We start from the raw sequence: 14198 nt of genomic DNA, 5'->3' as shown, positions 1-14198 counted from the left end.
AAAAGCCCTGTGTTGAAAACAAGTACAGGGCTTCTTAAAAATGCTTATGTGAACAGAAAAGATTTACTCAATATTCTGGATCTGCTCGCGCATCTGCTCAATCAGCACTTTCAGCTCAACAGCTGATTGTGTGATTTCTGAGTTTATTGACTTGGAGCCCAGTGTATTCGACTCACGGTTGAATTCCTGCATCATGAAATCCAGACGACGGCCGCAGGCACCACCCTTTTTCAGGATATTACGGGTTTCTTTGACGTGGGCATTCAGACGGTCGAGTTCTTCTGCCACATCAATTTTTTGCGCCAGCATGACCATTTCCTGCTCGAAGCGGGTGGGATCAAGCTCTACCTTGGCTTCTTCAAAACGGGACTGAATTTTTTCACGCTGCCACTCAACAATAGCCGGCATTTTTTCAGCAACTGCTGCGGCTTCCTTTTCAATACCATCCAGGCGCTGTTCAATGAGTGCTTTAAGTGCATCACCTTCGGTGGCACGGGCTTCGATGAACTGAGTCAGGGTATCGTCAAATGCCGCCAGAATATCCGCCTGAATGGCATCCATATCGGCTTCTTCGGCTGCAATTACGCCGGGCCAGCGCAGGATATCAAGGGGGTTAACTCCGGTGGACTGACCGTGTGACTGCACCCAGTCAGCAGCATGCATGACTTCTTTCGCAAGTGCCTCGTTAAGCGTGAGTTTGGTTACAGCGGCATCGTTAGCACTGAAACGCAGCGCGCACTCTACCTTTCCCCGCTGCAAACGCTTGCGAAAGCGCTCACGGAGCACCGGTTCCAGTGCACGGAACTGTTCAGGCAAACGGAAGTAAGTTTCCAGAAAACGCTGGTTCACCGAGCGGACTTCCCACACGGCTGTTCCCCAGTCTTTTTTCACTTCACTGCGGGCAAACGCGGTCATGCTGTAAATCATAAATTTTCAATCTCCGTATGGATTTATGCGTAAGTCTACGCAGGAATCACCGGGTTGTCAGTGGTAATGTTCACTGTGTTCATACTTTAGTACAAGGTTCAGACAGGTTTTGATCGTCCCTGCTTGCCTGTACCTGTGTTGCTGGCTATTCTGTTAACGGATAAATTTGTTACATTTAATGGATTCTGATTTAAGAGATAATGCCTCATTATCAGAAGTATGTTTACTCAGGGATGACCCACATGTCGTATAAGAAATTAGGTGCGCTGGTCGCATTTTTGTTCCTTTCTTTTTCTGCTTTTGCGGCTTTTTCACCGCAGGACATAGCTAAAAATGCTATTTACGCAGATGCCAAAATATCACCGGACGGAGATCGTCTGGCCATCGTGGTTGTGCAGGATGGCATCAGAAACCTTGCCGTGCTGGACATGAAAGATTTCTCAACGGTTGGCGGAATGGCCATGCGCGGGGGAAATGAAGTCGGTACCTTTTACTGGGCGAATAATGATCGCCTGGTAATGGAAATCTGGCGTAAAGAGCCATGGCAATCTGAACCTCAGTTCTGGGGCGAACTTTACGCTATTAATTACGACGGTACTAACGGCGAGATTATCTATGGATTCAACGTCGAAGAGCGTCAGAATACCCGGATTAAAAGAAAGAAAAGCGTAGATGGCTGGGCCCGCGTGATCAGTACGATGCCGGATAACGACAATGAGATCCTGATTGCATCAGAGCCGATGAACGTAGACCGGATTGGTTTCGTCCAGCGTCTTTCTGCAAGCTACGACAGTATCGCATCAATTCACCGTCTGAACGTTTACAGCGGCAAATTGTACCCCGCCAAGGCTTATGCGCCCGCGCCGCAATCTGACATTTTTACTGATGACAGTGGTAACCTGATCATGGCAACCGGCACAAATAAGAATGACGATACGCTTATTTTCCGTCGTAAAGGCGATGACTGGGAAGAAATCAGTGAGCAATTCGGGCAGGCTTTCCATCCGGTATCCCTGAACGAAGATGCCACGGAAGTGATTTACCTGGATAATTTTGAACAGGACAAAGTCGGCCTTTTCCGGATGAACCTCAAAACCGGTGAGCGAAAAGAAATATACACCGATGATGTAGTGTCTTTGTCTCAGGTAAATCTGACAACCGACAAGTCCTCTGCCTATGCTATCCGCGTGGATGACGGTATGCCGGCGTACATGGTTTTCGACAGTGCCGGTGAAGAGGCAAAAATCTTTAAAGATTTGTTGGGTGCCCTGCCGGGTTACAACGTGAATATGGTCAGCCGTTCAGCAGACGGCAATTTGTGGCTCATCTATGCCACCAGCGATATTGATGCCGGTACGTATTATCTTTACAACAAATCTGCCAATAGCCTGAGCCAGCTGTTCGCTAACCTCGAACACATTTCCGTAAACGACTTCTCTGAAACCAAACCGGTGAGTTTTGAAGCGTCAGACGGAATGAAAATTCACGGTTTCGTTACCTACCCTGTTACGATGAAACAGGGACAGAAAGTTCCTCTGGTAACTCTTGTTCATGGCGGTCCGCACTATGTGCGTGATTTGTGGTGGTTTGACCGTGAAGTTCAGTTACTGGCGAACGAAGGTTATGCTGTTCTTCAGGTGAACTACCGTGGTTCCGGTGGCTATGGCGGCGATTATCAGGCTGCCGGCTACAAGCACTGGGGTGACGATATTCAGCAGGATATTATCGACGGTACACGCTACATCATTTCTCAGGGACATATCGATAAAGACAAAGTGTGCATCATGGGCGGCAGTTTTGGTGGCTACTCTGCGGTCATGTCTGCAGAGCTTGCACCTGACCTGTTTAAGTGTGCCGTTGCTAATGCCGGCGTCTATGATCTGAACCTGGCACTGGAAAAAGGTGACATTACTGAATTCCTCACCGGTGATGCGTATCTGGAAAAAGTGCTGGGTACTGACCCCGCTCAGTTAACCGCATTTTCCCCTGTGACCCACGTGAGCAAACTGTCCGGTCCGGTTCTTATTGCCCATGGTGCCCGTGACCGCAGGGTTCCTCTTGAGCACGCAGAACGTCTGAAAAGTGCCCTGGACAAAGCAGGCAAATCCTATGAGTGGTTCGTGAAAGACTCGGAAACACATGGTTTCTATGATGAAACCAACCGCGGCGAGTACTATCAGAAGGTCGTGAATTTCCTGTCTGAAACATTAAAATAATCTGATAACGCCGCATTTATGCGGCGTTTTACTTTTTTACGCCTTAATTCCCTTCCCGCCGGATTCAATTTGCCGGTGTATTTACGCTATACTTGCGCCTGTTAAAAAATACAGATTTATGACCTTTTCTCAGGAGACTCCTATGCGTCCAAGCGGCAGAACCGCCAGTCAGATCCGTCCCGTTACGATTACCCGCAATTACACTTGTCATGCTGAAGGTTCGGTTTTAGTCGAATTCGGTAATACCAAGGTACTTTGCACTGCGACGGTGGAAGAAGGTGTACCGCGTTTTATGAAAGGTCAGGGGAAGGGCTGGGTAACGGCTGAATACAGCATGCTGCCACGGGCAACGCATACCCGCAGCCAGCGTGAAGCAGCACGGGGTAAACAAGGCGGCCGTACCCTTGAAATTCAGCGCCTGATTGCCCGCTCTTTGCGTGCGGCACTTGATCTGAAACTGCTTGGCGAAAATACAATAACGCTGGATTGTGACGTTATTCAGGCTGACGGCGGAACACGTACCGCCTCTATTACCGGTGCCTGTGTTGCACTGGTAGATGCCCTTACCTTCATGCGTGCTAAAGGCATTATCAAAACTAACCCGCTGAAATTCATGGTAGCAGCATTGTCTGTGGGTATTTACGAAGGTACGCCGATTGCTGACCTGGAGTATACCGAAGATTCAGCAGCCGAAACCGACATGAACGTAGTAATGACCGAAACCGGTAAGCTGATTGAGATCCAGGGTACCGCGGAGGGCGAACCGTTCTCCTTTGATGAAATGCACGAAATGCTGGATATCGCTAAGCATGGCCTGCGTGAACTGTTTGATGTTCAGAAAGCGTCTCTTGCGTAAGGAGAGCAGATGAAAGCGTTTAAAAGAGAATTTATTGAGTTTGCCATCGCCCGTGGCGTGCTGAAATTTGGCGAGTTTACCCTGAAGTCAGGCCGTACAAGTCCTTACTTCTTTAATGCCGGGTTGTTTAACAAAGGTGGCGATCTGGCCAAATTGGGTCGTTACTACGCGGCAGCACTGGCGGATTCCGGCATAGCCTTCGATGTACTGTTTGGCCCTGCTTACAAAGGGATCCCTATTGCCACAACCACGGCAGTAGCATTAGCTGATCATCATGATATGGATGTGCCTTATTGTTTTAACCGTAAGGAAGCGAAAGATCACGGTGAAGGTGGTAATCTTGTTGGCAGCCCGCTGGAAGGCCGCATTATGCTGGTGGACGATGTGATCACGGCCGGAACAGCTATCCGTGAGTCAATGGAGCTTATTGCTCAGAACGGTGCCTCTCTGGCCGGTGTACTGATTGCGCTGGATCGTCAGGAACGGGGTAAAGGCGAGCTGTCTGCTATTCAGGAAGTGGAACGTGATTTTGGTACACAGGTTGTTTCCATCGTGTCTCTGAATGACGTAATTGCTTATCTGGAAGAAACCGGTGCCCACGCAGAGCACATGGCGTCAATCCGTCAGTACCGTGAGTCATATGGGATCGGATAATCCCCTCTTCGCCAGCCCGGATCACGAACTGGACACACTGGGCCTCCGTTGCCCGGAACCTGTGATGATGGTGCGTCTGAAAGTGCGGAAAATGGAAGAAGGTGAAACGGTTCTGATCACCGCCGATGATCCGGCAACAGAGCGGGATATCCCGGGGTTTTGCCGGTTTATGCAACACACGCTGGTGGCAAGCCAGACTGATGCATTGCCCTATCAGTTTCTGATTAAGAAAGGGCTGTAGCCGTCGTCTCATACAAACTGTTTTTAAAGCCGGTGAATATGAAGTGACCCCATAAAGTTGGACTCATTTCTAAGCGGCTGCCAAGGCCTGATTTCGATATTGTATCGGACTCAGGCCTTTTAGTTTCAGCTTAATACGCTCGTTGTTGTAATAGTCGATATATTCTTTGATGCTTTCAATCAGTTCGTCGGCATCGTTGAACTTCTCGTTGTGATACATTTCCGTTTTTAATATGCCGAAGAAGTTCTCTGCGACGGCATTGTCTAAACAATTTCCTTTCCTGGACATGCTTTGAACTAGCCCGTTTGCTTTGATGTGATTTTGGTACTCTTTATGTTGGTATTGCCAGCCCTGATCCGAGTGAATAAGCGGCTTCTCATGTCGCTGTAGCTTACTCGTCGCGGTTTTGAGCATGTCTGTGACTAGTGGCAGTGCAACCGATGTGCGTACTTCATAGCTGACAACCTCTTGGTTAAACAGGTCAATTATCGGTGACAGATAGACTTTCTGGTCTTTGACTTTAAACTCAGTCACATCGGTCACCCATTTTTGATTTGGCTTCACTGCCGTAAATTCTCGATTAAGTTCATTGCCTGCGATTCTGCCGACTTCACCTTTATAGGACTTGTAACGTTTAGGTCTTACCTTGGATTTTAACCCCAGCTCATTCATCAGGCGTTGTACGCGCTTGTGATTAACTATCAAGCCTACTGTTCTCAGCGCAGAAGTAACTCTGCGATAGCCGTACCGCCCTCTATGTTTATGAAAGATAGTACGTATTTTTTCGCTTAAGCCAATATCGGGACACGACCGTTCTAGCGTATTACGATGATAGTAATAAACGCTTTTCGGGAGTCCTGTGATTTTTAATAGATTTTGTAAGCTGTAACTAGCCTTGAGCTCTTCGACAACTATCGTTTTGTCTTTGCTTTTTTCTTTCTGGCTTGAGCCAAGGCTTCTAACTTTTTTAGAACAGCATTCTCCGCACGTAAATAGTCCAACTCTTCTCTGAGTTCCTTCTCCGTCATTTCAGTTGATGGTTTAGGTGCAGAAGGTTCTTTTTTCACGCGAGGTTTACCTTTTTTCTTTGGTTTTAGACCGGAGATACCATCGTGAGCATAAAGCTTTTGCCATTGGAAAAGAATCCCAGGGGACGATAAATCGAAGAAGGCGCTGGTGTAACTAAGTGACCAGTTGTTAGCTGCCATTGTTTTCAACACATCTGTTTTAAATGCTTGAGAATATGGCCTGTGAGTAGACCTGAAGCTTTCAGCGCCATGAATTCGATAAACAGCAGTCCAATATCGGACCTGCCTTTCTGTGACATTAAATCTGCCACCTATCGCCGAAGAACTTTCAGATAAAGCACACTCAGCTACTTTGAGCTTGAAGGCTCGAGGATGTTTGGACATAAAAAGACCCCCAGTAATTGGAATGTCCAACTATTGGGGGTCACTTCAATATGCCGGCTTTTTGTTACCGGTTTCCCGGCGTGGTGCGGTAAATTGTTTCAAAGCCACAGAAAATGCCAAACATGGCTATACCGGCACCTGTCGCGGCAAGTCCATATTGCCCGTACCGCTGATTTAAAATAGTGCTAAATGCTTCTTTAAGTCCACCGGCCTCTGACGGATCCAGTTCAATTGCCGCCTGAATAAAAAAAGCACCTACTAAGATGTAAACAACTCCCCTCGCGAGATAGCCGAGTCTGCCGGCAATACGGCTGATATGAATCTCACTGTCCCGCATATGATGAGTATTAAATTTTTCCATGAAATCGGCTTTACAGGCATGCTTTAGCTGGATGAAAGAAAATATCAGAATACCGGTACCGATGGCAGCAACCAGCCATCCTCCCCACGCCTGCTGCATTAATTCCTGTGAAACCTGTTTACTGCTGTCTTTCTCTGAATTACCGGTACCAATCAGTACTCTGATTGCACCCCAGGCCCCGACTCCGTAAATCGTCGCTGATAATGCAAAGAAAGCTCTGGTGATCACATCGCCGGCTTTTGACATATCCAGGTTCTCGGTATTCAGAAAGGCCTGGATAAGACGCCATAACATATAGCAAATGAGCCCGCACACTACGCCGGCCAGCAGATACCATCCATAAGGCTGCTCCAGGAGAGTTCTGAAAACATGGTCCTGAGTGGGTTCTTCAGACTGCAGAAACGTAAATGCTGTGGTTATAACGAAAATACCAAGAAGAATATAAACAACGGTTTTTGCACCATATCCGGCGCGGGCAATATAGCTGATAGTGGTTGAAGCGATCACAGTATCTTATCCGGTATTCGTTACGCTGGCAGGGGGAAAACCCGCAAGCTTTTTCCTGTATTATTTGAATACGCAAATAACTGCTGATAGCGATTTATCTGTTGCTAAAATTAATGGCTTTCCGTGATGGCCTGAAGTAATAGCCGCTGTAAGCGCACTTTGTCATCATGAGACTGGCAGCGGAGATCGCTGATGTGCAGAATCCGCTGCCGTAGCATATGCTTCAGAAGCCTGATATCCACTTCCAGCGTTATGGTTGTGGATGACTGGCTGTCCACCGGTAAGGTCACTAGTGAAGTACCCTTGAAGATAATGTTTGCCGTTGGTAGAAGGCCAGCCCTTTCTGCAGTGAAAACGTAATTTGTTGCAGCATCGTCAGTAACTCAGGGTGTAATGCAAACAGCGGGGCCAGCGCATAGATTTGCTGTGATGCCGCATCAAGACAGGTGGCAGCATCTTCAATGTTCCCTGTAGCAGCATGGCTGCGTGCAAACTGTATGGCAGCAGCACCATAAGCGGTCAAATCTTTTCTCTGTGAGGCCGGGGAGGTTTCCGGTGCCTGCAAAGAAAGCAATACCGCCTGCGCGATCTCATAAGCTTCCCCTGCTGTCTGACGGGCGGATTCCATTTCACCGGACTTTGCCTTTTCCAGCGCAGTTTGACTGGTTTGTGTAAAATGGTTGCGGGCATGCTCCGGGTGGGATTGCAGCCACTTCCAGTATTCCGGGCTAAGATAATGGGTTTTCATCATATGCACCTCCTGAATTAAAAGTAATGCAAATGAGAATTATTATCAAATTAAATTTAGCGCTGTTGCCCGGTTAAAACAATGTAGTGATATACCAGATCAACAGCACGACGACAGTCAGTGCCAGTATTGCTTTCGTTTTGTATCGCCTGATTAACGCTTCAGCTTTGTCTCCGGCAACATATACCGCCAGTGCCAGACCAAAATACCTTATGGACCTGGCGATGACCGTGGCCAGTAAGAACAACAGCAGGGAGTATTTTGTTGCACCCGCTGCCAGCATGGCTATCTGAAACGGAATGGGGGCAATTCCGAGCGTCAGCACAAACCAGAACCCCTGCTGCTCCATTTTAGCTGAAACTTGCTTAAACTGTTCCGGGTCAGAAAAGGTGTTAATGATCCAGTCGCCGGTTAGATCGAAAAGATAATACCCCAGCGCATAACCGAATAATGCACCAATAACACACCCCAGAGTGGCCATCAGGGCAATGCTCCAGAGCTTTTCCCTTCTTGCCTGCATCAGCGGTATAAGGATCGCTTCCAGGGGCACAGGTACGATGGTAGATTCCAGAAATGACGCCAGGGTAATGCCTTTCAGCATGTGCCTGGAATCCACCATTTTCTTCGTCGTACGTTTTAACTTTTTCGTTATGGGCATAATCTTCCGTTATTGTTTGAAGATTGCCCCGTCCTTCATAACAAAGACAACCTTCTCCATCACCCTGATGTCCTCAAGGGGATTACCTTCAACTGCAATGATGTCGGCCAGTTTACCGCTTTCGATAGTGCCGAGTTCATCACTGATATTCAGCAGTTTCGCCGGTGAAACCATTGCACTGCGCAATGCTTCAGCAGCAGGCATGCCAGCTTCTGTCATCAGTGCAAACTCCTGAGCGTTATCGCCATGTGCTGAAACGCCGCTGTCAGTGCCAAACACAATGCTTACACCCGCTTTATACGCTTTGGAGAAGGTGTTTTGGATCAACGGGCCGATGGCGGCCGCTTTGGGTCTGACAAGTTCCGGAAAGAATCCGTCGATTTTCGCTTTCTGAGCCACAAACTCGCCGGCGAGAATAGTCGGGGTGTACCAGGTGCCGTGTTCTTTCATCAAATCCATGATCTCATCGTCCATGTAAGTACCATGCTCGATAGACGTCACACCGGCCTTAATGGCCCGCTTCATACCTTCTTTTCCGTGAGCATGCACAGCCACTGTCATGCCGTAGTCATTAGCTGTAGCAACAATGGCTTCCAGTTCATCGTCCATAAATTGCGGATTCTGGCCGCTTTTCGCTACGCTCAGAACGCCGCCGGTGGCAGTGATTTTTATCACGTCAGCACCATCCTGATAGCGCTGCCGTACTGCATCGCGGGCTTCTGCAACGCCGTTTATAACTCCCTGCTCCGGTCCGACATCAGGGCGAAGTTTGTGTGCCATCCCGTTACTGGGATCTGCATGTCCGCCGGTTGTCGCAATCGATTTACCGGCAGAGAAAATACGTGGCCCCTGTGCCAGACCTTTATCGATGGCTTTTCGCAGTGCGATGGTTTCGTTGTATTCGTCACCCAGATTACGTACGGTTGTAAAGCCGGCAGACAGGGTTTTCTCCGCAAAGTGTGCCGCTTTCAGGGTGTAGTCAGCTTCGTTAAGTGTGAAGCGTTCCATATAAGAAGACGGGCCCTGCTGGGAGGAAAGGTGAACGTGCATGTCCATCAGTCCCGGCATCACGGTATGATTTTTAAGGTCAATCACTGTGTCGCCGTCTTCAGCGCTGATATAGCCTTTTTTCACCGCGGTTATCTTGTTGCCGTCGACCACAATTGTCATCCGGCTTTGCAGAGAGTCGTCAGTTGCAGAAAATAAGTTGCCGGCATGAATGAGGGTGTCTGCCTGCAGAGGTAAAGTGTTCAGTCCCAACAGGGCTGTTATACATAAAGAGAGTTTTTTCATTGTCATTATCGTTATCAGTGTGTGAGTTTTCTACTGTAATGAAATGACTGTGCGGATGCCAGTATGGCAAAGGTTATTCGCTGATTTCTCCGAGAATGAGTTCATAGTCACCGCTTTGAACTGTAAAGCGGGTGGTGCCGTCGGGTGCTGTTTTTTCCTCAGCTTCGTTGAGTAACTGATAGTAAACATTCTGATGAAGTCTGGCCCACAAGTTACGCCGGACATTCACGTAAGGTAAAAAGGTGCCGTCTAAAGAAGCCCGCAGTGTGCCGGGATGAGAGGCGCTGACAGTGAATGTATCACCGGTTTGTGTGGTTAATCTGAGGTGATTATCTTCCATTGCCCACTGAATAATGACAAAAGGCACATCCTCTACCTGTATACCGACTTTCTCCACCGGCGTTACCAGAAAATAATCGTCATTTTCTTTTACTAAAACAGAGGAAAAAAGCCTGACAAGGGATAATCGTGTAACAGGAGATTGCTGATATTGCCATTCACCGGAGGCAGTGATGCACATATCGATGTTACCGCAAAATAGCGGATGCCATTGTTCTACCGGAGGGAGGTTGCACCCGTCATCTGACGGGTGCGACTCTATCTGAGCCTGAAACCGGTTAAAATCCATCATCTGCAAGCAGGGATTTCAATTCCCGTAATTTCGCTTTAATACGGCGCATATTGTCCGGACCAGTTCTCAGCAATTGCTTTTGCGGCGTGCTGAGTTCTTCCAGTTGCGGATCAGCATATTTGTAGGCCACTGAGTCCGAGTACACTTCTACCGGAACAGGTACTTCCGGGGTATCGAGCAGTTGATCGATAGCTTCCACCACGACAGATTCAAACGGCTGGCCGGGCTGTCCAATCTCGTCATACTTCGACTGGATTTCCCCTTTGTAGCGCTTGAACAGGTCAAGCAGTGCTTCGTTATCAAAACTTTCCATCATGGTAACGTACGGCGTGTATCGCTTGTAGCTGGCGGCATCAATCCACTCTTTATCAGCCTGACGGTAAACTTTGAATGTTTGCTCCGGTGCGGTTAACGGTACCTGCTGGGCCGCCGGCATTTCATCATTGGCCAGATTGGTCACCGTAACTACAAAGCGCTGAATAAGACCCTCATTCACAATCAGGTTATTCGCTTCTTCCGTACCTGAAATAGCATTTAAGGCTTCTTCTACGCCCTTATCCGACACATCCAGAGGTTCCGGTTCAGGCTCTGGTTGTTCCGGCATGGGTTCCGGCTCGTCAACGGGATCAATATCTACCGGTTCCGGTGGCGGGGCGGGCTGAAAATCGTCCGGCTCGTCAGGCAGAACTGGCATTTCTTCTGCCGGCACTTCTTCGGTAACCGGTGCAGGTTCTTCCTTCGACGGCCACAACAGAACTGCAATTATGACCACTACAATCACCGCGATAATTAAAATGTGCGGCGCCAGCGTTTTCTTCTCTGAATCATCACTCATAAACTTTTCACCCTGTAATGTTCCCTCTGGATCATAAACCCGTGCTACCTCAGGACATTCGCCTCAGAAATTGGCTGAATTCAACTGTCCTGAGATAGCACGGCTATCATACTACCAGAGATGTGTTCTCTGTTTTGAGAATCAATGGATCAATTTGTTCCGTACTAATAGCAAATTCCTCTTTTCTAACACTTTTCTACTCAGAAAAGCCTGATTTTGATCGCATTATCTTTGCTATAACCAGAAAAAATGCGAAAAAACGGAGCGCTTCATTACAACATCTTAATGGGAATTCCGCCTGTAAAAGTAGTCCTTTCTGAATGGTATTTGTACACTTCAGACAGGTTAACGGAGAGCAGCGATGAACAAATTCTACTTTCGCGATATCGAAAACGACCCTGTAGTGATTAATTACCTTGAAGTACAGTCATTCGAAATGAACGTATATCTGGTGCTTATTTGCATCGGCCAGCGTTCGGGACTGGTTTACGATAACGAAGACAAGCCCATGCGTTTTTACAGTGCAGGACAGATCCGCGAGTTGTTCGCTCATTGTCATGTAGAAAAATCGGTGATGAAGCATGACACCCCCTACGATGAGATGATTGGTAATCCGCCGAAAGCGTCACATTCTGTAGCGTTACCATTCACTATGGCATTACCCTACTGAATCCAGGGTGAAGCAATCTGGCGTAGATTCATCTGTACTTTTAACCGTTTGGCCAGCAGGAATAATCCGCCCAATTTACGGTGAATGAACAGAGCATCTGCCGGAGGCACATGCCAGAAATTTTCCCGGTACGTCAGTGCGGTGCCCATATTGTGTAACCGCATTATCAGGTCACTGTTACCAAAATCATAGCTGCCGTCAACATGTATCGCTTCACAGGCGGTCATGCCGAGTTCAACGACTTTGGTTTGCTGCTGAGTGGTATGTTCACTCGTGACAAGTCCTATAGACAACGCTGCACTGAGCATGGCGTCAGCGTCATTGTTTGCCGCCGCGCGCAACAGCGAACGGTATCCTTCAGCCATGGCCGGGGTAATTTCTCTGGTGGCACCGAAATCCAGCAGAATAATTTTTCCGGAAACGGAGTCATAGCGGTAATTTGCCAGATTCGGGTCGCTCTGTATCAGTTTGAAATCGAAGACTTCTCTGAAAAACAACCGCATCAGTGCGCTCATGACCCCGTTGCGCAGGTCTTGTTCCAGATGCAGTACCGACTCTATGTCATCCCCTTTTTCAAAAGACATGGCAAGGACATTTTCAGTACATAGCGACGGGTAGCTGCGGGGCACAATAAACGCATCATCATCCTGCAAACGGGAACGGTAGGTGTCCAGCATATAGGCTTCCCGCAGGTAGTCTGCTTCCTGTTTAAGCTGCTGTTTCGCTTCTTCCAGCACCGGCGCAATATTCAGCGTTTTGGGGATGAGGCCACTCATGCGAACCAGTGTCGCCACGTTATCAACATCACTGTCGATGCTTTCACGTACGCCGGGGTACTGGACTTTTAACGCCAGCATTGTGCCGTCGGGGGTGATGGCTTTATGGACCTGGCCGATAGACGCGGCGGCGACAGGGGCAAAAGAGAAATACAGCATATAATTCTGCCAGTTTTCACCCAGTGCATTGCTCAGCACTTCAGTAAGCTGGGCTTTGGGCATCGGACTGGCATCTTCCCGCAGACGGGCAAGGATTGCGGACAGTTCTTCAGGAAGAAAGTCTCCGCCGTCCATGGAAATAAGTTGCCCTACTTTCATGGCGGCACCGCGCATGGTGGCCAGTTTGTCAGCTATGCGTGTGATGTTGGCCGGCGTCAGCAACAAGTCAGCCATGGCAGGCCGCTGCCCTTTCAGTAATTGTCCGGCACCACTGGTCACCATATTGCCGGCTATGCGGCCAGCCAGAGAACCCAGACCTATTACCCGCGACAGTCTGCCAGAGGGGACGGGTTTGCCGTCCGGCTCATCGCTCATAGTGTCACGAATGCAGAAAGGAGCTGAATACAGAATCCGGCTGCACTGCCTGCTGCAAATCCGGTCCAGCCGTTTTTGCCCAGGTAACGGAAAACCGTAGCGGAGAAAATACCGCACCATAGCATGGCGGCATAAATTGAAAGGGTGCTGTCGGGGCTGGTGGCGCCCGGAATAAATAACAGCGCAACAAAAAGAATGGCCATAGCGCCGGATAGCAACACCCACATAATATTCTTTTTGTCAGTGAAGCTGTTGGTTTGAGGAGTCGTTTCAGACATAACACTTACCCGTAACGCGAAAACAGTGTGGTTAACTATGATGCAATACGGGCAAGCGGGTCAATGTGAAGATATAAGACTTTAGTGGTGGCGTGCAGAGCTGTTAGCGAACTCCACACTGAGTAATTCCACGTTATCACGGAATGTCAGGGTTTTTACGTCGCCCTGTCCTTCCACGTTAAGAGTGTTAATTTGTGCCGGCCACAAGTCTCTGAGTGCATCGTGACGGATACTGAGACCTTCCAGCGACGGTGGTTGTTCGGTTTCCTGATAAACCCAGAAAAACTTACCATCCACTTCATAACCTACAGTTTTCAACCCCAGACTTTCGCCATCTGCATTCAGTAATGCAAAGCGGGCCATCACATAATCAGTGAAAGCCTGCTGAGTGGTTTTGTCATCCAGAATATCTGCACGCTTATCGAACAGTGCTTTTACAGCATGTTCCGCATCATGCAGATTAAACCGGTGCATCACCTCAATATTTTCTGTTCTCGGATTGAACAGAACCGTGGTGATTGCCGCTTTAATCTGATGGGCAGAGACTGCCTGACAAACCATCAACAGCAGAGCCGCAAGGCTCCACTGAATCATGCGGTGA

18 protein-coding genes are annotated in these 14198 nt (G+C 48.5%); 5 read left to right on the top strand and 13 right to left on the bottom strand.

Annotated features, from left to right (window positions below; translation table 11 throughout):
* Nucleotides 1-63: 63 nt before the first annotated feature.
* Entirely contained in the window at nucleotides 64-927 is an 864-nt protein-coding gene (locus DS731_RS21340; protein ID WP_119503195.1) for a YicC/YloC family endoribonuclease, read from the bottom strand.
* Between the two features lie 242 nt (nucleotides 928-1169).
* On the opposite strand from DS731_RS21340, the gene DS731_RS21335 reads away from it, so the two are divergent.
* The 4 genes from DS731_RS21335 (at nucleotide 1170) to tusA (ending at nucleotide 4894) form a co-directional block, all read left to right on the top strand.
* On the top strand, nucleotides 1170-3143 hold the full coding sequence (locus DS731_RS21335) for an alpha/beta hydrolase family protein (protein WP_161599199.1): 1974 nt from the start codon (nucleotides 1170-1172) through the stop codon (nucleotides 3141-3143).
* A gap of 142 nt (nucleotides 3144-3285) precedes the next feature.
* Entirely contained in the window at nucleotides 3286-3999 is a 714-nt protein-coding gene (gene rph / locus DS731_RS21330) for a ribonuclease PH (RefSeq protein WP_119503193.1), read from the top strand.
* A gap of 9 nt (nucleotides 4000-4008) precedes the next feature.
* Complete coding sequence (pyrE, locus tag DS731_RS21325; RefSeq protein WP_119503192.1) at nucleotides 4009-4653, top strand: orotate phosphoribosyltransferase; 645 nt, start codon at nucleotides 4009-4011, stop codon at nucleotides 4651-4653.
* Nucleotides 4640-4894 (top strand): sulfurtransferase TusA, encoded by a 255-nt coding sequence (gene tusA / locus DS731_RS21320; RefSeq protein WP_119503191.1) that lies wholly within the window; start codon nucleotides 4640-4642, stop codon nucleotides 4892-4894. Before pyrE ends, tusA begins: the two co-directional genes overlap by 14 nt.
* Nucleotides 4895-4963: 69 nt before the next feature.
* On the opposite strand, the gene DS731_RS21315 is transcribed toward tusA, so the two are convergent.
* The 9 genes from DS731_RS21315 to DS731_RS21275 all read right to left on the bottom strand — a co-directional run bounded on the left by DS731_RS21315 (nucleotide 4964) and on the right by DS731_RS21275 (nucleotide 11339).
* On the bottom strand, nucleotides 4964-5809 hold the full coding sequence (locus DS731_RS21315; protein ID WP_232373549.1) for an IS3 family transposase: 846 nt from the start codon (nucleotides 5807-5809) through the stop codon (nucleotides 4964-4966).
* Nucleotides 5806-6306: a helix-turn-helix domain-containing protein gene (locus DS731_RS21310; protein WP_119500931.1), complete on the bottom strand. Its 501-nt coding sequence runs from the start codon at nucleotides 6304-6306 to the stop codon at nucleotides 5806-5808. The genes DS731_RS21315 and DS731_RS21310 overlap by 4 nt, the downstream gene beginning before the upstream one ends.
* 64 nt (nucleotides 6307-6370) lie before the next feature.
* Nucleotides 6371-7174 (bottom strand): DUF1206 domain-containing protein, encoded by an 804-nt coding sequence (locus DS731_RS21305; RefSeq protein WP_232373444.1) that lies wholly within the window; start codon nucleotides 7172-7174, stop codon nucleotides 6371-6373.
* Nucleotides 7175-7284: 110 nt separating this feature from the next.
* On the bottom strand, nucleotides 7285-7464 hold the full coding sequence (locus DS731_RS21300; RefSeq protein WP_119503190.1) for a hypothetical protein: 180 nt from the start codon (nucleotides 7462-7464) through the stop codon (nucleotides 7285-7287).
* On the bottom strand, nucleotides 7464-7925 hold the full coding sequence (locus DS731_RS21295) for a hypothetical protein (RefSeq protein ID WP_119503189.1): 462 nt from the start codon (nucleotides 7923-7925) through the stop codon (nucleotides 7464-7466). The genes DS731_RS21300 and DS731_RS21295 overlap by 1 nt, the downstream gene beginning before the upstream one ends.
* 70 nt (nucleotides 7926-7995) lie before the next feature.
* Nucleotides 7996-8580 (bottom strand): YqaA family protein, encoded by a 585-nt coding sequence (locus DS731_RS21290; protein WP_119503188.1) that lies wholly within the window; start codon nucleotides 8578-8580, stop codon nucleotides 7996-7998.
* Nucleotides 8581-8589: 9 nt separating this feature from the next.
* Complete coding sequence (locus DS731_RS21285) at nucleotides 8590-9873, bottom strand: metal-dependent hydrolase family protein (protein ID WP_119503187.1); 1284 nt, start codon at nucleotides 9871-9873, stop codon at nucleotides 8590-8592.
* Nucleotides 9874-9946: 73 nt separating this feature from the next.
* Nucleotides 9947-10501: a DUF1285 domain-containing protein gene (locus DS731_RS21280; protein WP_119503186.1), complete on the bottom strand. Its 555-nt coding sequence runs from the start codon at nucleotides 10499-10501 to the stop codon at nucleotides 9947-9949.
* A complete protein-coding gene (locus DS731_RS21275) occupies nucleotides 10491-11339 on the bottom strand; it encodes a DUF3014 domain-containing protein (RefSeq protein ID WP_119503185.1) in 849 nt (282 codons plus the stop codon). Before DS731_RS21275 ends, DS731_RS21280 begins: the two co-directional genes overlap by 11 nt.
* Before the next feature lie 361 nt (nucleotides 11340-11700).
* Between DS731_RS21275 and DS731_RS21270 the strand changes: the two genes are divergently transcribed.
* Complete coding sequence (locus DS731_RS21270; protein WP_119503184.1) at nucleotides 11701-12009, top strand: DUF6482 family protein; 309 nt, start codon at nucleotides 11701-11703, stop codon at nucleotides 12007-12009.
* On the opposite strand, the gene DS731_RS21265 is transcribed toward DS731_RS21270, so the two are convergent.
* From DS731_RS21265 to DS731_RS21255, 3 genes are all read right to left on the bottom strand, one after another.
* Nucleotides 12003-13319, bottom strand: a complete 1317-nt coding sequence (locus tag DS731_RS21265; RefSeq protein WP_119503183.1) for an ABC1 kinase family protein — start codon at nucleotides 13317-13319, stop codon at nucleotides 12003-12005. The two genes, DS731_RS21270 and DS731_RS21265, sit on opposite strands and share 7 nt — an antisense overlap.
* Nucleotides 13316-13597 carry a hypothetical protein gene (locus tag DS731_RS21260; RefSeq protein ID WP_119503182.1) on the bottom strand — a complete coding sequence of 94 codons (282 nt, stop codon included), beginning with the start codon at nucleotides 13595-13597 and terminating at the stop codon, nucleotides 13316-13318. Before DS731_RS21260 ends, DS731_RS21265 begins: the two co-directional genes overlap by 4 nt.
* An 81-nt stretch (nucleotides 13598-13678) precedes the next feature.
* Nucleotides 13679-14191, bottom strand: a complete 513-nt coding sequence (locus DS731_RS21255) for a DUF6702 family protein (protein WP_119503567.1) — start codon at nucleotides 14189-14191, stop codon at nucleotides 13679-13681.
* Nucleotides 14192-14198: the final 7 nt, after the last annotated feature.

Source organism: Alteromonas sp. RKMC-009 (assembly GCF_003584565.2).
Lineage (GTDB): Bacteria > Pseudomonadota > Gammaproteobacteria > Enterobacterales > Alteromonadaceae > Alteromonas.
Note: the sequence above shows the minus strand (reverse complement) of the source record. Positions and strands in the feature narration are given on the sequence as shown.